The 23,777-nt window shown below is 46.5% G+C and carries 21 protein-coding genes and 1 pseudogene; 7 read left to right on the top strand and 15 right to left on the bottom strand.

Annotated features, from left to right (window positions below):
* Window positions 1–134: 134 nt before the first annotated feature.
* The 3 genes from ACLFWI_RS07300 to ACLFWI_RS07290 form a co-directional block, all read right to left on the bottom strand.
* Window positions 135–341 carry a glycogen debranching protein gene (locus tag ACLFWI_RS07300; protein WP_446412383.1) on the bottom strand — a complete coding sequence of 69 codons (207 nt, stop codon included), beginning with the start codon at window positions 339–341 and terminating at the stop codon, window positions 135–137.
* A 147-nt stretch (window positions 342–488) separates the two neighbouring features.
* Window positions 489–983: an N-acetyltransferase family protein gene (locus tag ACLFWI_RS07295; RefSeq protein WP_446412379.1), complete on the bottom strand. Its 495-nt coding sequence runs from the start codon at window positions 981–983 to the stop codon at window positions 489–491.
* Between the two features lie 66 nt (window positions 984–1,049).
* The gene (locus tag ACLFWI_RS07290; protein WP_446412378.1) at window positions 1,050–2,174 is read right to left on the bottom strand and encodes an RNA polymerase sigma factor, RpoD/SigA family; all 1,125 of its coding nucleotides are present in this window, start codon (window positions 2,172–2,174) and stop codon (window positions 1,050–1,052) included.
* Between the two features lie 585 nt (window positions 2,175–2,759).
* On the opposite strand from ACLFWI_RS07290, the gene ACLFWI_RS07285 reads away from it, so the two are divergent.
* Entirely contained in the window at window positions 2,760–4,061 is a 1,302-nt protein-coding gene (locus ACLFWI_RS07285) for an acetylornithine/succinylornithine family transaminase (RefSeq protein WP_446412382.1), read from the top strand.
* Window positions 4,062–4,273: 212 nt separating this feature from the next.
* Complete coding sequence (locus ACLFWI_RS07280) at window positions 4,274–5,203, top strand: lysylphosphatidylglycerol synthase domain-containing protein (protein ID WP_446412377.1); 930 nt, start codon at window positions 4,274–4,276, stop codon at window positions 5,201–5,203.
* Between the two features lie 161 nt (window positions 5,204–5,364).
* On the opposite strand, the gene ACLFWI_RS07275 is transcribed toward ACLFWI_RS07280, so the two are convergent.
* From ACLFWI_RS07275 to ACLFWI_RS07235, 9 genes are all read right to left on the bottom strand, one after another.
* Window positions 5,365–6,372 carry a glycosyltransferase family 2 protein gene (locus ACLFWI_RS07275; protein WP_446412376.1) on the bottom strand — a complete coding sequence of 336 codons (1,008 nt, stop codon included), beginning with the start codon at window positions 6,370–6,372 and terminating at the stop codon, window positions 5,365–5,367.
* Between the two features lie 261 nt (window positions 6,373–6,633).
* On the bottom strand, window positions 6,634–6,972 hold the full coding sequence (locus ACLFWI_RS07270) for an SMR family transporter (protein ID WP_446408128.1): 339 nt from the start codon (window positions 6,970–6,972) through the stop codon (window positions 6,634–6,636).
* Window positions 6,973–7,189: 217 nt separating this feature from the next.
* A complete protein-coding gene (locus tag ACLFWI_RS07265) occupies window positions 7,190–8,749 on the bottom strand; it encodes a hypothetical protein (protein ID WP_446412375.1) in 1,560 nt (519 codons plus the stop codon).
* Between the two features lie 162 nt (window positions 8,750–8,911).
* Window positions 8,912–10,180 (bottom strand): NAD(P)/FAD-dependent oxidoreductase, encoded by a 1,269-nt coding sequence (locus tag ACLFWI_RS07260; RefSeq protein ID WP_446412374.1) that lies wholly within the window; start codon window positions 10,178–10,180, stop codon window positions 8,912–8,914.
* Window positions 10,181–10,238: 58 nt separating this feature from the next.
* Entirely contained in the window at window positions 10,239–11,708 is a 1,470-nt protein-coding gene (locus ACLFWI_RS07255; protein WP_446408131.1) for an MBOAT family O-acyltransferase, read from the bottom strand.
* A gap of 45 nt (window positions 11,709–11,753) precedes the next feature.
* Window positions 11,754–11,912 carry a hypothetical protein gene (locus ACLFWI_RS07250; protein ID WP_446412373.1) on the bottom strand — a complete coding sequence of 53 codons (159 nt, stop codon included), beginning with the start codon at window positions 11,910–11,912 and terminating at the stop codon, window positions 11,754–11,756.
* Between the two features lie 9 nt (window positions 11,913–11,921).
* Entirely contained in the window at window positions 11,922–12,320 is a 399-nt protein-coding gene (locus ACLFWI_RS07245; protein ID WP_446412381.1) for an acyl carrier protein, read from the bottom strand.
* A 7-nt stretch (window positions 12,321–12,327) separates the two neighbouring features.
* The gene (locus ACLFWI_RS07240) at window positions 12,328–14,136 is read right to left on the bottom strand and encodes an acyl-CoA dehydrogenase (RefSeq protein WP_446412372.1); all 1,809 of its coding nucleotides are present in this window, start codon (window positions 14,134–14,136) and stop codon (window positions 12,328–12,330) included.
* 57 nt (window positions 14,137–14,193) lie between these two features.
* Complete coding sequence (locus ACLFWI_RS07235) at window positions 14,194–16,035, bottom strand: fatty acyl-AMP ligase (RefSeq protein WP_446412371.1); 1,842 nt, start codon at window positions 16,033–16,035, stop codon at window positions 14,194–14,196.
* A 477-nt stretch (window positions 16,036–16,512) separates the two neighbouring features.
* On the opposite strand from ACLFWI_RS07235, the gene ACLFWI_RS07230 reads away from it, so the two are divergent.
* From ACLFWI_RS07230 to ACLFWI_RS07215, 4 genes are all read left to right on the top strand, one after another.
* The gene (locus tag ACLFWI_RS07230; RefSeq protein ID WP_446412370.1) at window positions 16,513–17,619 is read left to right on the top strand and encodes a tocopherol cyclase family protein; all 1,107 of its coding nucleotides are present in this window, start codon (window positions 16,513–16,515) and stop codon (window positions 17,617–17,619) included.
* A 420-nt stretch (window positions 17,620–18,039) separates the two neighbouring features.
* Entirely contained in the window at window positions 18,040–18,660 is a 621-nt protein-coding gene (locus tag ACLFWI_RS07225) for an LAGLIDADG endonuclease (protein ID WP_446412369.1), read from the top strand.
* A gap of 166 nt (window positions 18,661–18,826) precedes the next feature.
* Complete coding sequence (locus ACLFWI_RS07220; protein ID WP_446412380.1) at window positions 18,827–19,807, top strand: aldo/keto reductase; 981 nt, start codon at window positions 18,827–18,829, stop codon at window positions 19,805–19,807.
* A 258-nt stretch (window positions 19,808–20,065) separates the two neighbouring features.
* The gene (locus tag ACLFWI_RS07215; protein WP_446412368.1) at window positions 20,066–20,680 is read left to right on the top strand and encodes a YdcF family protein; all 615 of its coding nucleotides are present in this window, start codon (window positions 20,066–20,068) and stop codon (window positions 20,678–20,680) included.
* Between the two features lie 6 nt (window positions 20,681–20,686).
* On the opposite strand, the gene ACLFWI_RS07210 is transcribed toward ACLFWI_RS07215, so the two are convergent.
* From ACLFWI_RS07210 to ACLFWI_RS07200, 3 genes are read right to left on the bottom strand one after another with little or no spacing between them, the layout of a single operon-like run.
* The gene (locus ACLFWI_RS07210) at window positions 20,687–20,920 is read right to left on the bottom strand and encodes a hypothetical protein (RefSeq protein WP_446412367.1); all 234 of its coding nucleotides are present in this window, start codon (window positions 20,918–20,920) and stop codon (window positions 20,687–20,689) included.
* 48 nt (window positions 20,921–20,968) lie between these two features.
* On the bottom strand, window positions 20,969–21,262 hold the full coding sequence (locus ACLFWI_RS07205) for a DUF2288 domain-containing protein (RefSeq protein WP_446412366.1): 294 nt from the start codon (window positions 21,260–21,262) through the stop codon (window positions 20,969–20,971).
* Between the two features lie 42 nt (window positions 21,263–21,304).
* Window positions 21,305–22,918, bottom strand: a complete 1,614-nt coding sequence (locus ACLFWI_RS07200) for a B12-binding domain-containing radical SAM protein (protein ID WP_446412365.1) — start codon at window positions 22,916–22,918, stop codon at window positions 21,305–21,307.
* A gap of 637 nt (window positions 22,919–23,555) precedes the next feature.
* On the opposite strand from ACLFWI_RS07200, the pseudogene ACLFWI_RS07195 reads away from it, so the two are divergent.
* Window positions 23,556–23,777: pseudogene (locus ACLFWI_RS07195) on the top strand (ATP-binding protein); the annotation flags it as partial.

Genomic DNA, 23,777 nt, shown 5'->3' with positions numbered 1-23,777 from the left:
GGTTAGGGGATGAGGGGGAAATTTTGAGCAGTAAATAGACATAGCTGAAAACCTTACCAGCATTTGTTTTCGACCTTAGGTTGACACGGATGCACGTCGGTGCGCCCCTACAATCCCGGAATGTACAAACATCCTCAGTCCAGCTTCAACGCATTGACTGGCACCTCATCCCAGGAACTGACGGTTCTCAGACGCGCTACCCAACCTGCTGATTTTTGCTCATCTGTCAAGTTCTGCTGGAACGATTCGTGGCAGTCTTTGGCTTGAGCCTCGTCACAACACGCGATACAGGAATAAATCAAACCTCCCGGATCGACCTGTTCATTCACCCAAATCATGATGTTCTCCTCATTCCCTAAAACAGTTAATCACAATCTTACTTAAGTAAATCTACTTATTTTTGTAAAAGACTGGGATCACTGACGGCAAGAGGAAAAACACAGTTTTTGATATTTCATCAGCCTTGGCGACATAAGTTGTAAACCAACCTAAAGATTATATGTTTGTTTCGCTAGTTGGGGAAGGGCATCGCCTGTGACTCGGCAAATGCGCCAGTCAGGTAGCACTTTAGCACCGAGGCGCTGATAAAACGCGATCGCAGTTTCATTCCAGTCCAGTACTGACCACTCTAAGCGTCCACAATCCCGTTCTATCGCTAGTTGAGCTATATAGGTTAGCAACGCCTTGCCGATACCCTGACGCCGAAATTCCGGGCGCACGAATAAATCTTCAATATAAATGCCCGGTTTGGTCAAAAAGGTGGAATAGTTAAAGAAAAACAGGGCAAAGCCTACCGTCTGCCCCTCATACTCTGCCAGAATTGCCTCAACATAAGGTTTAGCCCCAAACAGGTGGTCTTGGAGAGCGTCCACCGTCCCTGTGACTAGGTGAGAAAGCTTCTCATACTCAGCCAGTGCTTGAATGAGTTCAAACAGCACTGGCACATCTGTTGGGGTGGCTGGTCGTATCTTCAACTTATTCATTGTTCGTTCGTTCGTAGTTGGCACGAAGCGTGCCATCAGCGCTAAAGCGCTTACTACAAACCAATCCTAACTTAACCACCCTTGTAGGCGACGAGCAACTTGAGGACGGCGCAGCTTCCGCATGGCTTTACTCTGAATCTGACGTACCCTTTCGCGGGAAAGGTTGAACATGCTGCCGACTTCTTCTAAGGTGTAGGCTTCAGGAGTTGCCAACCCATAGCGTAGAGAAATGACATCCTTTTCCCGTTCGGTGAGAACATCACTCAAGACATCGGAAATCTCTTGACGCATCATGGATTCGCTCATCTGCTGTTCGGGCAAGTGTAAATCGTTGTCTTCCAGTAAATCTACGAGTTCTGTATCTTCGCCTTTACCCACCCGATGGTTGAGAGAGAGCGATCGCCTACGTAATTGTAACAACTGACGCAAGTTAGTGCGGCTAATGTCTAAGGCTTCTGCGAGTTCGGTTTCGTCGGGAGTCCGTTGCAGTTTCTGCTTGAGTTCCCGCTGCACTTTTTTCAGCTTATTCAGCTTTTCGACAATGTGAATCGGTAAGCGAATGGTGCGGGCGTCGTTGGCAATGGTACGGGTAATCGCCTGACGAATCCACCAATACGCATAAGTGGAGAATTTGTAACCTTTGGCGGGATCGAACTTCTCCGCCGCCCGATTGAGTCCTAATGCGCCTTCTTGAATCAAATCCAAGAAAGGAACTCCCCGATTAAGATAACGCTTGGCGATGGAAACGACTAAGCGTAAGTTGGAGCGAATCATTTTACGCTTAGATATCTGTCCCCGGTAGAGGCGATTTTCAAATTGACGTTCGGTTAGATCAAAAGCTTGAGCCAGTTCCGCGTTCGTTGGTTTGCGCCCCAACTCTTGGTGCAAGCGTTCAGTCATCTCGTCCATTTCTACCAGGAATTGAACCTGAGTGGCTAACTCGATCTCTTCTTCTGGCTTCAGTAAGGGGTAACGCGCCATCTCCTTGAAGAAAGCTCCTACTGTATCGTCAGAGCTAGTTTTATGGTAGCCAGATTGTCGGGTTTTTCCTGCACGAGTCTCTGTTTCGGAAAATTCGACTTCGACCTGATTTTGGTCATTATCTGAGATTTGCTCACTCTGAGGATGAGAAAAATCCGTATCTTCTGTAAACTGACGAGTAGCAGTTGGGTTCAATTGTGCGATAGTCATAGTTAGGTTTGAAGTAGGAGTGTTATGAAAGCTTGTGATTGGGTTTTTAGGCAATCGGTCAGTTAGACAGATTGAACTAGACAGATTGAGCAGATGGACTGAATATAAATGGGTACTGTCAATGAAAATTTTTCAACACTGGCTGTAGCTACGGGCTGTACAGTTCAACAAACATCAGAGATGATTGGAAAGAGAGTTGCCATTCAAGGCGCACCCTCATCTCTATATCTTCTCTATTCTATGTTTAGGATTAGAAAATACTGATTCTAAGGCTACCAGAAGCAATTTGGCTAGTTGTTGCCCTGATTACAAAATATTGAACAGCATAGATGTATGGATTATAGCGGCAAACTCAATGGGCTATATACAGAATCTCATACAGGTGGCTGTTTTCCTCTCTACCGATCGGGTGAAAATAAGCTGAAGGGGATAGGGATGGGGAAGCCGGGGGAGATGGGGAGACAAGGGAGTAGGGGCGGGTTTAGTCACATCAGGGCGGGAAAAAACGATAATAGTGAAACCCGCCCCTACATTCCTCAAAACGTTCCCTGTTCCCTGAAAAATGACCAATCAAATTAGGAGATGATGTTCGTGACCAAACCAACTCTCGTCGAGAATCCCGGAATTCCTGCTGAATCAGCAGAGGGTGTATCGACTGCATACAATCCCAAGGATTTCGATACTAACGTGATGGGAACATATAGTCGCTTCCCCATCGCCCTAGAACGGGGTACGGGTTGTCGAGTTTGGGATACAGCCGGACGTGATTATCTCGATTTTGTAGCTGGGATCGCTACCTGTACCTTGGGTCACGCCCATCCGGCTGTGATCGAAACGGTGACGCAGCAAATCAAAACCCTGCACCATGTTTCTAATCTGTACTATATTCCCCCTCAAGGAGAATTAGCTCAGTGGATGATTGAGCATTCCTGTGCCGATCGCGTCTTTTTCTGTAACTCGGGTGCGGAGGCGAATGAAGGGGCGATTAAATTGGCTCGGAAATACGCCCACACGGTTCTAGAGATTGAGAAACCTGTAATTTTGACCGCGAACGCCAGTTTCCACGGACGCACGTTAGCCACGATTACAGCAACGGGTCAGCCCAAGTATCAGAAGAATTTTGACCCCTTGGTGCCGGGATTCTATTATGTGCCGTATAACGATATCGGTGCCATGGAAGATGCGATCGGAGAATTGGATGAAGGGGATCAACGAGTAGCCGCGGTGATGTTGGAACCCCTGCAAGGAGAAGGGGGTGTGCGTCCAGGAGAGTTGGAGTACTTCCTGCGCTTGCGGAAAATCTGTGATGAGACGGGTATCTTGCTGATTTTAGACGAAGTGCAAGTGGGGATGGGTCGCACAGGTAAGTATTGGGGATATGAGAATTTAGGGATTGAGCCAGATATTTTTACCAGCGCTAAGGGATTAGCGGGCGGTGTTCCGATTGGGGCGATGTTGTGTAAGCAATTTTGTAATGTTTTTCAACCTGGGGATCACGCCAGTACCTTTGGCGGAAATCCTTTGGCTTGTGCTACCGCCTTAACCGTGGCTCAGACGTTGGAACGGGAAGGTATTCTGCAAAACGTTCAGGAACGGGGTGAACAGTTGCGGACTCGTTTAAGAGCGATCGCGATGAACTATCCCCAGCTAATTACTGAGGTGCGCGGTTGGGGACTGATTAATGGGATGGAGTTAAAGGCGGATGTGGAACTTACGGCGGTGGATGTGGTGAAAGCGGCGATGGCTCAAGGATTGCTGTTAGTACCCGCAGGTCCCAAGGTGGTGCGCTTTGTCCCTCCTTTAATTGTCTCGGCTGAAGAAGTGGATGCAGCCGCTAAAATTGTTGAACAATCCATAGCCAAGCTCGCTGATTCCATCAGTGAATAAGGGGATTGTCATTTGTTAATTGTTCATGGTTCATTGTTCATTGTTCATTGTTCATTGTTCATGGTTGATGGTTGATGGTTGATGGTTGATGGTTGATGGTTCATTGTTCATGGTTCATTGGGAATCTTCTCCCCCATCTCCCCCATCTTCCAGACGTAGCATGCTACGTCTCTACATGGCTTCCCTATCTCTCCCAGCACCCCCGCTAGCAGATGAAAAAAATTTGGTCATCGATAAAACCTTACATTCGGTGGGTGATTCTGGGCGGAACCCTGTTTTTTATCGCGAAAGCCTTTAAAGATCATTGGCGAGAGGTTGCTGGAATTCGCATTGATCCCCAGGGGTGGACAATGCTGGCGATCGCACTCTTGGTTACGCTTCTGGCACATATTTGGTCGGGTTGGGTTTGGACGTGGATTCTACAGGCGTTTAAGCAACCCGTTGGACAACGTTGGGCGCTACAGGTTTACCTGAAAACGAATGTTGCTAAATATTTACCGGGTAATGTGTGGCATTTTTATGGTCGAATCTCAGCGGTGAAGGGGGCGGGGGGATCGGTGGGTGCGGCGAGTATCACTGTGTTACTTGAACCCCTGTTAATGGCGGCTGCGGCGTTAGCGATCGCGTTATTTAGTGGTGGCTTGGGGTGGATTAACACGGCGTCTGATAGCTGGATGTGGGGTTTACAAATTTTGGGCTTAGTTGTGGTGCTGTTGGGCGTTCATCCGCGAGTTCTCAATCCCATTGTTCAACGCTTAAGCCGTTCTAAAAAGGTTACAGATACGGGAGAGTTCCACATTGAACGCTATCCCTTAGTGCCATTGTTGGGTGAAATGGGCTTTTTGGGATTTCGGGGAACCGGATTTTTATTTACCTTACTGGCGGTAGGATCAATTACTCCGAGTCAGATCCCGTCGTTACTGAGTGCGTTTAGTTTCGCCTGGTTACTGGGATTAGTTGTACCTGGCGCACCGGGCGGGTTAGGGGTATTTGAAGCCACGGCGATCGCGCTTTTGGATCAGCAGTTGCCTACAGGTCTCATCCTTACCGGGGTTGCCTTATTTCGCCTAGTTAGTATTCTGGCAGAAATCAGCGCCGCTGGACTAGCAATTTTAAGTGAACGTTTGTGGACAAATCCCTAGAATGTCGATGGGGTAACCACGCCATGGCGATTTTGTCAATTGTAGGGGCGGGTTTTACCAATAACGTTTACCTTTCAACCGATAACTTGACTAAACCCGCCCTCCTAGCGTCTCGGTGCGCCTCGGTTTAGCGATAGCCGTTAGTGGCGGGTAAGGAGTCATCATTCATTATTCCTGCCAACCACCTCCCGCACTCGATAAATTGGTCGCCCTTGGGACTCGTGATAGGTTCGCATTAAGACTTCAGCCAACAGACCAAAGCTAAATAACTGGACGCCTGCTAATAACAGAACAACAGCTAAAATCAGCAAAGGTCGGTCACCAATCTGCTGTCCAAAACCTAATTTTATGATAGTTAAATACAACCCTAAGAACAATCCAACACCGAAGGAAAGCAAGCCGAATAGTCCAAAGACATGCATGGGGCGAGTGAGGAATTTTTTCATAAAAAATACGGTCAATAAATCCATCACCACACGAAACGTTCGCCCCAATCCATACTTACTTTTACCATAACGACGGGCATGATGTCGCACGGGAATTTCACTAATTCTGGCTCCCTCAATGTAAGCTAACGCTGGCAAGAATCGATGTAACTCGCCATAGAGATTCATATCCGCCACCAGTTCAGAACGGTAGGCTTTAAGGGAACACCCATAGTCATGTAATTTGACGCCAGTCACTCTCCCAATCAGCCAATTAGCAATTTTAGAGGGGAGGAGTCGAGTTAAAGCTGCATCCTGTCTTTCTTTGCGCCAACCACTGACTAAATCATACCCTTCTTCTATTTTGGCAAGTAAGGCGGGAATATCAGCCGGATCATTTTGGAAGTCGCCATCTATCATCACAATAACGCGACCTTGAGCATGTTTAAATCCGGCTGACATAGCGGCGGTTTGACCGTAATTTCGGCGGAGAATCACCGCTTTTAAGTCCGGGCGGCTGCGTGCTAACTCCAGGAGGAGTTCTGTGGAACCATCTTGGGAACCATCATCGACACAAATAATTTCGTAGGAAAGCTGATTGGCACTTAAACTGGTTGCTACGGCGTCAACTAGGTGCGGTATACTAGCAACTTCATTGTAAATAGGTACAACTACCGATAACGCCAATGGATTTGATGAAAGGATTTTTGCTTGATAGGTCTCAAACGATAATGAATCCGTCATTTCTCAAGTCCTAGTTTTCCAAATTTAGCCTGGATTTTTGAATGATCGCAATTCTCCCCCAGAATTTAACACAGATCATTTTTAGGAACAAACTTCTGTTCATCTGGTTTTTCATAGCATCTTGACCATGGGGAATAGGTGTGGGGTATAGAGAAAACTTTAGTAATTTTATTAATAGAATGATGTCAGCTTGCTGTGTAAATGCAGCTTTATTTTTAGGCTCTATTAATAAATATTCTCTATCTTTTCACTTTAATCGGTTTAGGAAATTCTCCCAAAAGCGATCGCGCAAATTCCACTCAATATTAAACCAATGCCTACCCAGTGCATATAGGGAACATGTTCTTTTAAAAGAATCGCTCCCGATAAAGTGGTTGCCGTAATAGTTAATCCAATAACTAAGGGATAAACCAAGGATAAATTAAGTTTACCCAAAACTATAACATAAAATACTGTACTCACTGCATAAGCCGTAATACCTCCGAATAGATAAAGATTTAGAGGATTTTGACCAGCTCCTAGTTTTAGCAGGCTTTGACCGAGCGAGTTTAAGGAGACGGATATCAAAATCAGAAGGGTGAGAATCAACGGATTGTTCATAACCAATTCTTACTATATGGATAAAAAAGAAACGCTTGAGATTTATTGAATCAAGATGATATAGCTTACCAGTCAATAGGCAATCCTCCGTTACGCTAACCAACCGAATAAGCCGAGATCTTGACAATGGGGAATGAGACTAGGTATCAATAGTGATTTAGTATACCTTATTTAGTCTCCTAAGAACGGTTTAAACAGCAAGCCAACACCTCTCTCATCAGCCGACGTAACAGAACCATAGCGTCATCCCAATCGCCAAAGCTACCACAACTATCCAAAAAATTAATAAAATTTGTGAAAGTTTTAATAATTCCGGATTATCTCCGGCTTCTTTTCTCAAGTTAAATGGCAAAAAGTATATGTGATTTAAATGTTTTACAAACCCCTTTTTCTCAGGATTCATCTCGACACATCCTTCCGTAAATGAATCATCAATCAAGCAAACAATATTATTCAAGCGTTGAGCTATACGGGCATCAAAACGAGTTCCTGGCATTCCTACCTTTTTTTGATAAATTTCTAAGTTCATAGGCATTGCCACCGATGCAATTTGAGCCAGGATAGCGATTGCCAGGATTCCTCTCATCAACCAAGCTTTTAACATCTTCGCCGATAGAAGATGCTGTATAAATAAAGCTAAAAGAGGGATGAGTAAGAGATGAACAGAAGTAACGTGATATCTGGCTGCCCAAGCATGATCCCCATGCCAGAAAACAAAACGACTATAGGCAACTAAATGTAGACCTAAATTTAAAAATCCAGTCACCAGATACCACTGCATAAATGGTGAAAGTTTCCGCCACAAAAGCATACCGAGTGTTAAAGCCGGTAGGAGTAATGGGTCATAGATAAAAATACTTTTAGCTGGTGATAGCAGAACTCCGATAATCCCCTCAACTGGGTTATTGATTAAGGGATAATTATTGGGTAGATCCGGTAAACCTACCCACATTGGATCAGTACCTAACTGCTGCTTCTCCACCCTTTTTCCCGTAGCCAAAACGCTCCCGTAGCGGATATAATCAAAAATGCGCCCAAGCAATGTAAATGGAATGAAGCCGATGATCCATAATCCTATTGTCTTAATCAGTTTAAGTTTGTCGCGGTTTTGATAAGCCAGACACCCAATTAGAAAAAGCGCTACCGTCAAAGCATGAATAATACTAGTAATTCGGAGCAAGACTGCACCACCTAAAGCCAGTCCACTGATCAAGACAAAACGAGGACGTTTAGTTCGCACATAAGCTAAAGCACTGGCATAACCAATTGTCGCCAATAGCAACAGTTGATTATTATGCTGATGCACTTGCGCGTAATGTAAAACTGTTGTTCCCAGCAACAAGGTAAGACTGGTTAATCCGGCAATTCGTTCTTGAAAGTCAAAAAGCCTGAGTAACCAGAAACAAGCAACGACAACAGCTACATTTAAGGGAATAAAAATTAAAAAGTTAACCGTTAAATCCCGGATAATTTTTGAGGGTAGGTTAGGAAAAAATTTATGCAACTGGGTTCCCAACCAGTCACCCGGAAGCATGAGTAAAGACTGCCCCTGTTCGTAAGCGATGTAACGCTTTCCACCAGTGCCTATAACGCCAGCTTGGATATCTCCCCGCACTTTGAGTTGATAATCTGGGGATACTTGTACTTCTTCAGTCCCCGTCCACCAGGCATGAGCCATCTGCAATCTGAGATCAGTATCGAGAACACCAAGGGTTCCTGAGTTGACAGCAGTAATCCATAGTGAGGAAATTAAAATTATTTTTGTTAAAGTTTTCATGGAAAATTAATTAGCATCAATTTTTGTTTCAAATTTATGCTATATAGCTTGAACTCACTTCATCTCCTACCGAGGCTTCCTACCCCACAACTCACGTTGTCCAGTATCTTACCAGCAGCGCCACGTTAATTAATCCAGCTAGCAAAAAATTAACCGTCAAGCTCAACGATTAACAGTCTTTCGTCGGCGACGCTTCCAGAAGAGCTGTGCTAATTGTCGCCTTAAATTAACCAACCATTGACCGACCCAATGTTGCAACACCCGCAAGCGATGGCGCAGGGTGGGCAATCGCTGAAGATAGACGAATTGTCTAATCATACCAGCCAAACGACCGCTGATCTTCAGGGCAAAACTGGACAATACCGCCTCCCCTTTTCCCAAGGTCAACATTTCTCCGAGATGTAAATAGCGGAATGGCTTTAACTGTTTACGCCTAACCGCCCGATACAGGTTTTTGGCGGCACAATCCGCTTGTTGGTAAGCCACTTGTGCGGTTTTGGGGAGTTGACCTGGATAATCTTGAATTTCTGCCATATCCCCTAGGGCTAAGACTTCTGGATAACCCATAACCTGTAAAGTAGGGTGGGTGAGTATCTTACCTTGAGGATTCTGCTGACAAGGGAGATGGCGTACCCATTCAATGGAACGAGTCCCCACTGTCCATAACACCAGATCAACAGGCATAAGGGTTTTTCCGTTCTGATTAATCAGGGTAATTTGATCCGGTTCAATCGCCTCTACGCTAGTTGCAAAATCCATTTGTACCCGACGGGCGGTTAAGGCGCGATAGGCGGATTTTTGACTGTAAGGGGTAAAGGTTTTCAGCAATTGCTGACCCCGTTCAATCAGTCTTACCTGTCCCCGTTCCTGTAAGCGATCGCTAAGTTTACAAGCTAACTCTACACCACTCGGTCCTGCGCCGATCACCGCGACGCGAATTTGGGGCAAATTAGATTGTTCCAATCGGGTAAGCCGTTCGTTAAGGCGTTCCGCATCAGTAACAGTGCGGAAGGGATATGCATACGTCGCCGCACCCGGTACGCCCTCTAAGCGCATCTCGGCACCAACGGCTAATACTAAATAGTCATAATTGAGGATTCTCAGGTTTTGCCCTAATTCTGATAGGGTTTCTAATTGCAGCTTAACTTGGCGTTTTTCCAGATCGACAGCCTGAATATTGCCTTGACAAAAATCAATTGTTGTGTTATGGGTTAAATCTCGATAACGGGGGGCAATTTCCCAGGCTTGCAGTTCCTTGGTCACCCGTTCATAAAGTAAGGGTGTAAACACCAGATGATCTTTGCGATCGATTAAGGTAATTTTATACTTAGGTGATTTAAACAAGCGAAACCGTTGCAGGTACAAGGCGGTATAAAGTCCACCAAAACCACCCCCTAAAATGCAAATGTGAATAGATGGTTTATTGTTCATTGTTCATTGTTTATAGTACTCATTCAACCCCAAGCCAGTCAAATGGCTTTTGATTCCATCAGAATTCAAAGTAAATAAACTCAGACGGCTGATTCGCCGCGAATAGGATAGTTAATCCTAATAAAACTCGCGATACCCAAGGCAATAGTAACAATTCATATTCAAACTTCCGTTTCTGCCAAACGGCGAGATGTTCCATAAATAAAACGCCATTTGCCAGCAAAAGCGTGACAATTAAAACAGCGCCTTCGTTGAGACTGTAGGAACTCAAGAATTCGCCTAAATTGGACAAAGAATAAGCCCATGGCGTAACCAGCGTTCGTAGTTTTGATAGCAGTCGGATAGTATTTGTGTCCATGAAGAACAGACACCCTAGGGTTACTGAGCCAAAGGTTAACGCCCAGGAGATAAACTGAAACCGGGAGACTTGTTTTCCTTTCCCCATCAAGCGTTGAAATGGTCTACCTGTGTAGCGCAATAGCAACAGTAACGAGCCGTGATACGCGCCCCAAATAATAAAATTCCACGCCGCACCATGCCAGAATCCGGATAGGGTAAAGGTGATGAATAAAAAGAAAGCGGCTAATTGTTTTTTAGAACCCATTAGGGGTAGAAACACATAGTCGCGAAACCAGTTATTTAGGGTAATGTGCCATCGCCGCCAAAACTCTTGGATACTGACGGAGGTATAGGGAGCCAGGAAGTTCACGGTTAGTTTTACTCCTAATATTCTCGCCACACCCAGCGCCATGAAACTATACCCGGCAAAATCAAAGTAGATTCGCAGGGTAAATAAGTAAGCAAAGAACCAAACAATCCAGGGATTGGCGGTTTCTTGTAAGTTAATGTAGGGGGCGATATTATCGGCTAGCACCAACTTCATAAAGAAGCCCAAGGATAGCCATCGTAATCCCAACTCAAAATTTTCTGCCGTGAATTTAAACCGAAATGATTGAATTTGGGGTAATAAGTCAGCCCGTCGTTCAATCGGTCCAGCGACAATTTGCGGAAAGAAGGCAATAAAGTTAATGTAATCCAGAAAGGCGATGGGTTTTTTATATTTGGGTCTGAGAGAATCAACCACAAATGCCACCATCTGGAAAGTGTAGAAGGAGACGCCAGGGGGAATTTGTTGAAAGATGGGCAAGGGAAAGCCTTGTTCCCAGTTGTTCCTGAATCCCGGTACGACGATGCCAACTACATCTTCGACGAAAAATGTCAAGTATTTGAGGTAGGCGAGGATCGCAATATCGGTGATAATTACAATCGCAGCAATCAGCTTGGCACCATTTCCCCGACGCTGGAGCATCAGCCGTACCATGAAGTAGTTGAACACTACCTCAATAATAAAGATGGCGAAACTAGAGCGACTGGCATTCAAAAACAACATCAGCGACATTACTGCCAAACCGATGGTGTCAAAGTTATCTCGCCACAGCTTCAGGGATTTGCCAACATAGCGAATGGCAAAGAAAGGAATGGCGTAAAGTAGTAGAATCCACCAGAAGGAAAAGTCAGAAAAATTCAATTAACGGTTTCCTCCTTTTTTGTCCTTTGTCATTCGTCATACTCGCTATCGCGAGAAGCAAGCTACGTCATTTGTTAGGGAACAGGGAATAGGGAACAGGGAATAGGCAATGGGCAATGGGCAATAGGCAATGGGCAATAGGCAATAGGTAAGGTAAAGTTTTGAGTTAACTTCCCCTGCTCCCCCAGCTCCCAGACGTAGCATGCTACGTCTCTACCTTCCCAATCCTTTCCAAAATCCACCCCAGCCTTTGCCGGATTTTTCGGATTCTGCGGGTTTCGCTGCTTTCGTCTCAGAGGGGGCGGCGGGTTCGGCTTTGTCTAATGCAGCCGAAACATCGAATTCTTCGACTAAATATTGAGCCGATTTCTCAATCGTTGGATAATCCCAGAACAAGGTTGAAGGTAATTCCACCTCTAACCAATCTTCGAGTTCACCGACAATGGTTACCGCATCAATGGAATCAAGCCCATAGCGGGTTAAGGGTTCGGTGACATCAATGTTTTTGGCATCTAAGGATAGTTGTTCTACCAGTTGATTCACCATCCAATTTTGAATAGCTTGGACGGAATCAACAGACTGATTGTTGGTTTCTACATCGCTTTGAACCATAACGTCATTAGGCTTGGAGTTGGAGTTCTGCACTTGCATGGGGTTTTTCCTCTTGTGTTTCAGTTTGGGCGAGTTGAATCGGTACAATGGAGAACATTTTGTTTTCCTGATGCAGCTTCAGCAGGTGTTGTGCCACATTTTCACTGTACGCTTTCGGGACAATATTGGGCAGCGATCGCCAGGGGCGTAAACGGCGATAAAGTCCTAAGACTAACCATTCCCCCTTGCTAAAGAAGTCACCCAAAATTGTCCGGTTGTAAATCCAGGTGTGAACTGACGCGGCGGCGGCGTGTAAGTCACAGTATTTTTTCGCCTGTTCAAATAGTTCGGGATCTTGATCATGACCATGTTCAAATCCGGAGTTAGCAATGCGCTCATCGAAGGCGTCGAGTTCCCCTAGAACAATGGTAGTTAAGCTGATAATTTTTTCCAGTACATCGGCGTCAACATCGGCTTGTGTCTTCAGCGCCTGCAGTTGTTCCCAGGCAATTTCTAGCCCTTGCAGCACATCGTCAGCCCCGCGACCAAATAATCCCAGTTTCTCTGGCTCAAAGGGCGGCACAGATTTTTCTAGGGAAAAAATGGCATCCAGGCGGGATTGAATCCCCTCCATCGTCTTCTGCTTGCGTCTGGAGCGATATTTGGCAATTTGACGAAATTGGAGAATTAGAGCATGGAGGTTAACCACACTGCTGCCATCAAACATACTGATAATCGAATTATCCCGCAGCAGTTTCTGGAAAATGCCGTAGTCATGCTCATCGCGCATATAGAAACGGGAACCGAGGACGACATACACAGAGTTAATCACCTCTTCTAGTTTGATGGTGACAAAGTATTTTACCACCGCCGCCCAAACTGAGAATTGTTCGGGTATAATATGAAACCCTCTGGCTGCACCAATGGTTTCGCAATCACAAACCAACATGTCAATAAAGGCATCGACTAAGGTTTGCCGAGGTTGGGGGATATCAAAAACGGTTTTGTTATAAATAACCCGGTCAATGGCAAAGTTTAGCGTGGTTCTCATCGCCGTGTCAGCCGCACCATGAGAAAATGCGGCGCACAACATGCGGGTGATTTGGAAGCCCTTGAGCGCTAGTTCTAACCCCGCACCTTCCTCCTTTAACAGCATTGCTTCGGGAATAAAGCAATCCTTAAACCCAATCCCGCTCATATCGGAGGCGCGAATCCCATGAGTGAGGATTTTGGGCAGGTTGTAATAGCTGGAGGGATCAAGTTCACGTTTGTCAACCATAAATAAGGAGAGACAACGAGCACCCTCTTCTTCATCGGTTTTGGCTAAAACAAAGGTTACGCCGGAACGGGTAGCGCGGTTAATGGGCCACTTTTCGCCATTTAGGAGATAGCCACCCTCAACTTTTTTGGCAGTTACATCACCGCCAATCAAGTCACTCCCATGGGCCCGTTCGGAATAAGCCAGACACATCGTCCCTTTTTCCTCGCGGATAAACTGGGACAGTTTCTTTTTCTGGGTATCTGTACCCGCCATCCAGGTGATGAACGACCAGAACATGGTGGTGAATGCGATCGCGATCGTTTGGTCTCGCCGCGACATCACCCGGACAAAGGCGACGAATTCCTCAAAGGAGGTAAACTTGCCACCACAGTTTTCTGGCACATAGTAATCTTGCAGTTTCCAGTTATAAAGCCAATCCACTTCAGCTTCGGGAAACTCTTCGCTTTCATCCAGTTCCATCACCCGTTTAAAGGACATCGTACTCTCTGGATGAGCCGGATCTCCCAAATCCCGTTCTAGCGCTTCTGCTATTTGATACTGTTTCAGTTGATGCATTTCTCTGTACCGAATCACAAATGACAAATGACAAATGACAAATGACAAATGACAACCCTAAGTCTTCGGAACTTGTAATTGCTGCGCCAACGCATCGACTTCTCCCTGGAGAGTACGGAACTTGCTCGTCAGTTTGGGATTTTCACTCCAATCCGCGATCACACCCAGTTCTCCATCTAGGAACCTGGTTCTCGCCGCACGGCGCTGAATCTTGCCACTTGAGGTTTTCTCAATCGTGCCAGATTTAACTAAGACAACTGCATAGGCTGGGATTTCATGTTCCTCGGCTACAGCTTGGCGAATATCCGTAATCACTTTCTCAAAGTTGACATCTTGAGTTCGACGTTCAACCTCCTGCAACACAATCAACCGTTCCTCACCGCCAGCCTCAATGGAAAAGGCGGCGCCATAATCCGGACGCAAGGCGGAGTGAACCTGCTGCACCGTCCATTCAATATCTTGCGGATAATGGTTAGTCCCTCGGATAATAATCAGGTCTTTAATCCGACCCGTAATAAACAGTTCACCATCCCGCAAAAATCCTAAATCCCCGGTTCGCAAGAAGGGACCCTCCCCGGTATCTGTCCGGTAAGCCTGAAAGGTTTCCTTTGTCGCCTCTGGACGTTGCCAATACCCTTGGGCGACACTGGGGTCTTTCACCCAAATTTCTCCTATTTGATCCGGGTCACATTGGGTCAATGTATCAGGATTAGCGATAACGACTTGAGTATCACCAACCAGACGCCCACAACTGGGTAACATCCTCACTCCCTCTTGGGGGCTGGATACGGGAACAATCCGATTTTTTTCTAAAGCAGACGCATCCAGGATACAGAGAACTGGCGGGGTGAGTAATGGCTTACTGGATACCAGCAGGGTATCTTCTGCTAGTCCATAAGCTGGGGCAAAGGCATTCCAGCGAAACCCGCATTGTTCAAAGGTTTCAAAGAACGCCTGCATCACTTTCGGGTTAATCGGTTCCGCCGCGTTTCCCGCCGCTTGCCAACTGCTCAAATCCAGTTTTGCCAGTTGCTTGGGTTTTGCCCGCCGCACGCACAAGTCGTAAGCAAAGTTAGGCGCTTGGCTATGAGTTGCCCGATAATGGGTAATTGCCCCTAACCATCGCATCGGTTGCTTAATAAAGGAGAAGGGCGACATCACATAACAGGGCGTACCGTTATAGAGGGGTTGGATCATGCCTTGGACTAAGCCGTAATCGTGGAAATAAGGCATCCAAGTCACGGTGGCGCTATCTGAATCGTAACCACAGGCTTGATTAAGAGACCCGGAATGGAACATCAGGTTATGGTGAGATAGCATCACGCCCTTGGGTGTGGAGGTAGACCCTGATGTGTACTGGAGATACGCCAGATCATCCCGACTCGCTTGGGGATCTTGCCATGCGTCAGCCAGATTCAGATCCACCTGTTCAGTATCCAGCCATTGCATTTGGTCAAATTCGGGAAAATCCTCCCGCCCATTCTCCAACAAAGACAGGATGCGACCCGTGGTTAGACAAATCGAGGCTTGAGCATCCTGGACAATCGATCGCAGTCTGGGTAATGTACGCTTCATCCGTCCCCCATCCGGAGGCGGGACCGGAATCGCGATAATTCCCCCATACAAACAGCCACAAAACGCGGCAATCACCTCTAATCCTTGGGGATAAAGGAGTAACGCTCGCTCTCCTCTAGCACTGTGCTGTTGCAGCCAAGCGCCAATCGCCCGGGCTAAACGGTCAAGTTCTGCATAAGTGAGTTCCGGTCCATCTGGCTTGCCATCAACGAGAAATTTATAGGCTAACTTGCCCGACTGCTGTCGCGCCCTCCAACGCAGCAGTTCTGTCAGTGTCGAAAATTCAGCTAGGGAAACTGTAGAACTCGCAGGGTTTTGAACCATCTTTATATAACCTTATCTAAGCAGTTGGCTGGGGCTAACTTGAGGATGTTGTCGCCGCGATCGCTCCATTTGTTGTAGTCGGCGTTTGATTCGCCACCTTAGTTGGGCTACCTGATCCGCACTAACACTTAACTAATCTTAAAAATTGATAACCAAACGTGACATAATTATTATTCTCCCAGTGCTTTACATAATTATGGCGTAATATTTATGAATGATACTGATCCTCTATAAAGTTTTGGTAAAGTTTAAGTCGTCATTCGTCATACTCGCTCCCCGCCCCCTAACTCAAAGCTTTTGTGATCACACTAATGACAATTAAATTCCGGACTCAGATTTCCTTGAGGAAAACCACTAGAAACCCAGCCTGACCTCGGTTCCATAATTTGTATCCAGGTTCGCCCTTGTGCTACTTGAACTCGATTCTCAACCTCAATTCATCGTTCACAATCAACAATGAACCATGAACAATGCACCATGAACCAATTCACCAATCTCCGGCAAACCCCCCATAGCGGCTATCACTGGGATGGAAGTAGTTCTCGCTTCTTTGAAGGGTGGTACTATCGAGTCACCTTACCCGATTGGGGTCAAACCTTCGGCTTCATGTATTCCATTGAAGATCCCATCAGCGGTCAACCCCACACCGGTGGCGCCGCTCAAATAATCGGTCCTGAGGATGGCTACCTCTGTCGTACTTTTCCAGATGTTGAGCAATTTTGGGCATCTTCCTCATCATTAGCCCTAGGACATTGGGGCAAAACGGACTTAGCCATTCCCGCCAAATATCTAGATCCCCTAACCTTTGACCATCACATCCACCAAGGGTATCAAGCCACCGCCACCTGGAATCAAGGTAAAATTAGCGATCCCGCCACGGGGGATTACTGTAATTGGCGCTATCAAATTCAACCCATCTATGGTTGGGCGAGTAACAATGCGCCTCAGCAATCCACAGCAGGCTGGTTATCGTCATTCCAGATATTTGAACCCGGTTGGCAGATTTTGATGGCTCACGGCTGGGCGACGGGTTGGATTGAGTGGAAGGGTCAACGCTACGAGTTTACCAATGCTCCCGCTTACAGCGAAAAAAACTGGGGGCGTTCGTTTCCGCAAAAGTGGTTTTGGCTCAATTGCAACAGTTTTGATAATGAACCCGACTTAGCGCTCACAGCGGGGGGCGGTAGACGAGGAGTGCTGTGGTGGATGGAATCCGCCGCATTAATTGGTATTCACTATCGAGGCAAATTTTATGAATTTGTCCCCTGGAATTCAGAAGTGCGCTGGCAGATTCAGCCGTGGGGATGCTGGCAAATGCAAGCCCGTAATGCTGACTATGAGGTTGAGTTGACAAGTACAACAAATCGACCGGGTACTCCCCTCCGCGCCCCAACGGAACAGGGTTTAATTTTTATTTGCCGCGATACCATGCACGGTCAGCTTACCCTAGAACTGCGCGATCGACGTGGGGGAACCACCAAAACGATTCTCAACGCCCATAGCTCCCTGTGCGGATTAGAAGTGGGTGGGGAACCTTGGGATCAAGCTTGGACAGGTGAGGCGAAATTGCCCTGGATTTCTTAGTAGCAGGGGAGCATGTAGAGACGTGCCATGGCACGTCTGGGAGATGAGGGAGATGGAGGAGATGTGCTATGGCATGTCTGTGTGTAGGGGCGGGTTTAGGGACTAATATTGATTGTTATCCCTAGCTTAGCTGCAAAACCCGCCCCGACCAAATGACGAGAGAGAGAGTATTGGGTATAATAGTTTAGTCGAAATGGGGCTGTGGCTCAGATGGATAGAGCAAGCGCCTCCTGAAAAATCGGGCACCGCCAGGGAAACCTGACGAGTGAATGTAGTCAAATTCAAGGAAGCCTAAGTCTGATCCCAGATAAGGTAATCTTGAGCCAAGCTGATTCGTTTGAGTTTAAGTCAATCTGGCAAAACTCCACTCTAAAAACGAATCGGAAGGTGCAGAGACTGGTTTAAGGAAACCAATAAAAGATGGACTACAATGTCTCATCGAAAGTAGAGCAACGCGGTATTCTGGCTGGACTGTTATTAGGTGATGGAAAAAGAAATCAAAACAATTTCTTTATCCAAAATTCATCGAAGTATGAGGAGTATCTCTTATTTAAGAAAAAGCTTCTCGAACAAATAACTGGTAAATCAGCCAGCATCCGAAGCTGGAGTACAACGAAGGGCTATAACCAGATTCGCCTAGAACCCAAGTTGATTCCCCTGACACGGGTCTTAGTTAAGAGGCTTTATCTAGCTGGAACCAAAACAATCACGCGAACGTTCCTAAATTTCTTAACCCCCCAGGGAATAGCTATCTGGTTTATGGATGATGGGTCTAAGTCCTTCCCCAAAAAAGACGGAAAGGTTCACGCTTTGACCCTTAACCTGAATACTTATCTCTCCAAGGAACAAAATGAGGTCATTGTTACTTATTTTGCCGAGGTTTGGGGATTTAAGTGGGGGTTAAGTAAAGCAAAAGGACTTTATCGTCTGCGAATGGGAACGAAGGAAGGAAAACGGTTTTTAGCGTTCATTCGTCCTTACATCCACGAAAGTATGCTCTATAAAGTACAAACGTCCTTAAACAGAACGGCTACCACCTAAAGGCGATACGCCCAAGGTGAAGGGATAGTCCAGAGAGTGAGGAAACTCACACCAATCTGAAGCGCTAGGTCGCCGGTTCGAATCCGGCCAGTCCCGTCGGTAAAACCCTGTGTTTTCAAATCGATTACCCGAATCGACAAACACGATTAACAACAGAAGGATAATGATGAAGACACGACAACTCGGCAAAAATGGACTGACGGTCTCAGCCATAGGGCTGGGATGTATGGGAATGTCTGAGTTCTACAGTGGTAGGGATGAAGCCGAATCCATTGCTACCATTCACCGGGCGCTGGAACTGGGAGTAACCTTTCTGGATACAGCAGATATGTATGGTTGTGGCGATAATGAGCGGTTGGTGGGTAAAGCAATTGCCAACCATCGCGACCAAGTTATCCTAGCCACGAAGTTTGGGATTGTGCGGGGTCAAGATAGTCAGATTCGTGGCGTCAAGGGGCGTCCTGAGTATGTCCATCAAGCCTGCGATGCATCCCTGGAGAGGCTGGGGATTGACCACATTGACCTGTACTATTTGCACCGAGTTGATCCGAATGTTCCGATTGAGGAAACGGTTGGAGCAATGGCTGAGTTAGTAGAACAGGGTAAAGTACGCTACATTGGTCTATCGGAGGCGGCTCCCGCGACGATTCGACGCGCTCATGCAGTTTACCCGATTACCGCGTTGCAGACAGAATACTCGCTCTGGAGTCGTGATCCAGAAGACGAGATTCTGCCCACGGTTCGGGAATTAGGGATTGGTTTTGTCGGGTATAGTCCACTGGGTCGAGGATTTCTTTCGGGTCGGATTACCAGTCCAGAGGATTTAGCACCGGATGACTACCGTCGAAGTTCACCCCGGTTCCAAGGGGAAAATTTTAGCAAGAATTTGCAACTTGTTGAGCGGATTAAGGAAATTGCCCAGGAGAAAGGTGTCACCCCAAGTCAGCTTGCGATCGCGTGGTTATTGGCTCAAGGTGATGACATTGTACCGATTCCTGGAACCAAGCACCGCCGATACTTGGAGGAGAATGTTGAGGGAACGACCATCACCTTCACCCAAGACCAACTCCAGCGCATAGACGAGGTAGCTCCCAAGAACATTGCCGCAGGCGATCGCTATCCGGACATGAGCAGTGTCAATCGGTGACATCTTCCACCTTTGTGTCGAATAGTATCACCACAGCTGCCTAATTTGAAGTTATCTGACAGTAGATCTTTAGAAGCTTTACGGACTAGCGGAGAATTAGAGTGGAAAGTTTTCAGGGGATCGTTGAACTTTTCCAGTAATGGATTGCATTGCGGTTAACCGTACCTTTAAACTGGTAACTTGCGATGTCGAGGGCATTTTCAGGTTCCGCCCAAGAGAGCGCTCCTCCTTGATACCACCTGATTCATCTGTTTATTCATGCTTTTGAGGATTTCTGTGCGTCAACGGCGATACTTGTTTTTGCGATCGCGGCGCTCTAAGGTTAGATTACTGTCCTGGTTGATGCCGATTTTGGCGGTTTCGCTATTCTGTGGCTATAAGCAAATTCAAAGTTATTTGATCCAGCCGGAAGCTATTTTGGTTTTAGGGGGAGAAGAAGAACGAGAACTGTTTGCGGCGGATTTTGCCCAGCAGCATCCTGATCTCCATATCTGGGTATCCTCCGGTAGTCCGTCTTGGTATACCGAAAAGGTATTCGCCAAAGCCGGAATTCCCCGCAACCACCTCCATATTGATCGCCGTGCTACCGATACGGTAACTAACTTTACGACGTTGGTGGATGAGTTGAAAGCCCAAGGTATCGATGGTGTCTATTTGATTACAGCGGACGATCACATGCTACGGGCGCGGGTAATCGGTGAAATTGTGTTTGGCAGTCGTGGGATCATGATTAAACCCGTCCCTGTGTCTTTAGGACGTGATCCCGAACCGATTGAGAAATCCCTGCGGGATGGGGCGAGGGCTTTATTATGGGTAACTACGGGATATACTGGCGCGACTCTGGGTCAGACATCCAATTTTCTCAAAAAATAGAACTTATCAGAGTTCATTTATCGGTGGGGAGGGCGGGTTTTGTTGTTCCATTATCGGTGAGGAGGGCGGGTTTTGTTGTTCCATTATCGGTGGGGAGGGCGGGTTTTGTTGTTCCATTATCGGTGAGGAGGGCGGGTTTTGTTGTTCATTTTTCGGTGAATAGATGAATTTAGTCCCTAAACCCGCCCCTACAATTGTCCCTAAACCCGCCCCGACAATGACTTGGTACAGACGTTCCATGGCGCGTCTGGAACATAACAGCTTATTGAGGTTAAACTCAGCAATGTTTTAGGCGGCGAGTTCTTGGACTAAAACATAGGGTTGTACAATCAACGCTTGAAAACGTTTACTTTGATCGCTATTCCAATCGGCTAATTGATTGGGAAAAGGTTTGTGAAGCTGTTGGTGACTAATCCAAGACTGAACAGACAAGGTATCATCATTCGCGATCGCGACTCCCACATCAAGTAGATCTAACTCTGGCGTCACCACGATCACCACATCTCGCTTAGCGTGAGGAACCAGCCAATCCCAGGCGGCTTCATCGACAGATTGGGCGAGTTCTGCTTTTAAATCTTGCATGAGTTATCGAAGGACTTATGACAAAGGACAAATGACTAATGACTAATGACGAATAGACATCGCCGCATCCAAATGTTTTAATAATGTACCTTGAGGTAAAGACCCTTGTAAATGACTCCAAGGCAGTATTTGCTCTGTTGACCAGTTGTCATGTACATAAAAATCCAATTCTGGCAACTTGCCTTTTAACTGCTTGAACGCCCGCCGAAAACTTCCCACGGAGTCGCCATAATGCCGTGTTAATTCTAACAACTCCGACAATCGGCGATCGCCTCTAGAGATTAGCGCCTGAATTACTGACCAGTTATAGCTTTCCGGGCGAAAGTCAATCCCCTGCGATCGCAAGGTTTTCTGTAGATACTTTAACCGCTTCTGGGCGGCGGGATTCACGCCAAACCATTGAAAGGGGGTATGGGCTTTAGGAACAAACGTACTACATCCCAGCGTTAAACGTAAACCTGGGGCGGCTTTTTTGATCGCCTGCATCATGGCTACGGTTTGTTCCACATCAGACATTTCCTCTCCAGGAACACCCACCATCCCATAAAGCTTGAGTGCCTTTAATCCCCCAGCCTTGGCATTAATTGCCGCTTGAATAATCTCCTGATTATTCAATTTCTTATTAATGATTTGCCGTAATCGTTCCGAACCACTTTCCACGGCAATGGTAATCGATCGCGTGTCCCGTTTCGACAAGGTTTCGGCTAGCTTGGGCGTGACAGTATTGGTTCGCACTGAGGCAATGCTCAATCGTACATCATCATAGTCCGGTTGTGCCAGATAATCCAGCAATACCTCAAACTCTGGATGCTGAGTCACCGACGCCCCGAGTAAGCCAATCCGCTTAGTTACCGTCAATCCGCGTTCAATCGCTGGAATCAACGAATCGGTTACACTCGGCGTGCGAAAGGGCAAGGTTAAATAACTGGCTAAACAGAAGCGGCACATTTCTGGGCAACTGCGTACCACTTCCACCATGTAAATATTTTCCCAAGCGGCTTTTTCGGTGACAACGGTGGAGGCGGATAGAGTATTGCCACGATAGGTTTGCTTGGTGACGGTGGCGGGAATCTGAGAATCGACAGGTTGAATGGATGCGATCGCGCCTGTTTGATCCTGATAGGTTACCGTATACAGACTGGGAACATATATCCCTGGAACTTGGGCTAAACGCCGCAATTTTTCGGTTCTATCGGCGTGGCGCACCTGTTTATAAGCGTCAATAAAATCCCCTAATAGAGTTTCCCCATCCCCTAACAAAATCACATCAAAAAAATCAGCGAAGGGTTCAGGATTTGCGGTGAGTACGGGTCCGCCGCCAAACACGAGGGGATGCTGATCATTCCGTTGTGCAGAGCGTACCGGAATCTCTAAGGATTCTAGTAGGGACAAAATATTGACATAATCCAGTTCCCATGATATGGAGAAGCCGAGTAATTCGGGCTGTCTGGGCAATGGTTCATGACAATCGGTAAACAAGCGACTCACTTGTAAGTCAGATCGCGATGCTAGGGTTGCCCAAACAACTTGATAGCCTAAGCTGGTGATGCCTACGGTGTAGTCATTGGGAAAGGCAAAGATGGTGGGGATGGCATCGGTTTCCGGGGTAGTCGGTGTAAAGAGTAGGCGTTCAGCGGTAAAGGCAGAAGCAGTCACAAGCAGCGTTTAAGGAAATGAGGTTTGTGCCTTTCTATTGTAAGAATCTGGCACACTGATTTCACGGATTTTTGGAGAGGGTAAGGGTGGAGTGTTTGGGGGTTAATCGCACTGATTTCACAGAAGCGTTAGTTCTGGGGAGGCAAAAGATAAAAAGATGATTGTGGGGAAATTATTTAGTTGTCTGTGTGAATCTGTGTCCCTCACTATTTACTATTCTGTCTGTGCCATTCAATCGATCTGTGTACTCTGTGTTTTTGTCAATCCCTTGTAATGATTTTTATCTCAGCTTTACCAAAATACATGCGTCCAAGGGGACGTTGGACGGGAGACGAGAACCAAACATTATACAAAGTTTCACCAAAATTCAATGGGTTTAGCTGTATCGGAATTATTTTTGCCCAGAAAAAACCCACCATAGATAATATACATGAAAACCGCACATCCGGCTCACAATGGCTGAATCCCCTGTGAATTCGTAAATTATTCCGGAAACGGAGAAAAAAACGAGCAATTATGATGTTTTGTTAAGACGAAGAACTGATTTAAATATTTAACCCTTTTTTTGGAAAAGAATAGTTTGAATTATCACAACTTGACAGGTGTAGCCTAAACAACCTTGAGGAAAGCTAAAGATATGTCTGTAGCCAAGGATACAACAACTACAAATTGGTATGTAGCCAATAGTCGTGATTATCTGAAGAGTGCGATCGCACAGGTACGACAGGCGCTGATTGGTCGGATAGAGCAGCGTCAGGGGAAGGAGACGGAAATGATGGCGATCGCGCCGCCAGAGGAGGAGGAAGATGCACCCCCCTCGGCGTTGACACAACTCTGTCAGATCTTCGGGTTATCGGGG

Source organism: Coleofasciculus sp. (genome assembly GCF_046539235.1).
In the GTDB taxonomy this organism is placed as follows: Bacteria; Cyanobacteriota; Cyanobacteriia; order Cyanobacteriales; family Coleofasciculaceae; genus Coleofasciculus.
The sequence above is the reverse complement of the archived record's forward strand: the minus strand, read 5'-3'. Positions and strand labels throughout refer to the sequence as shown.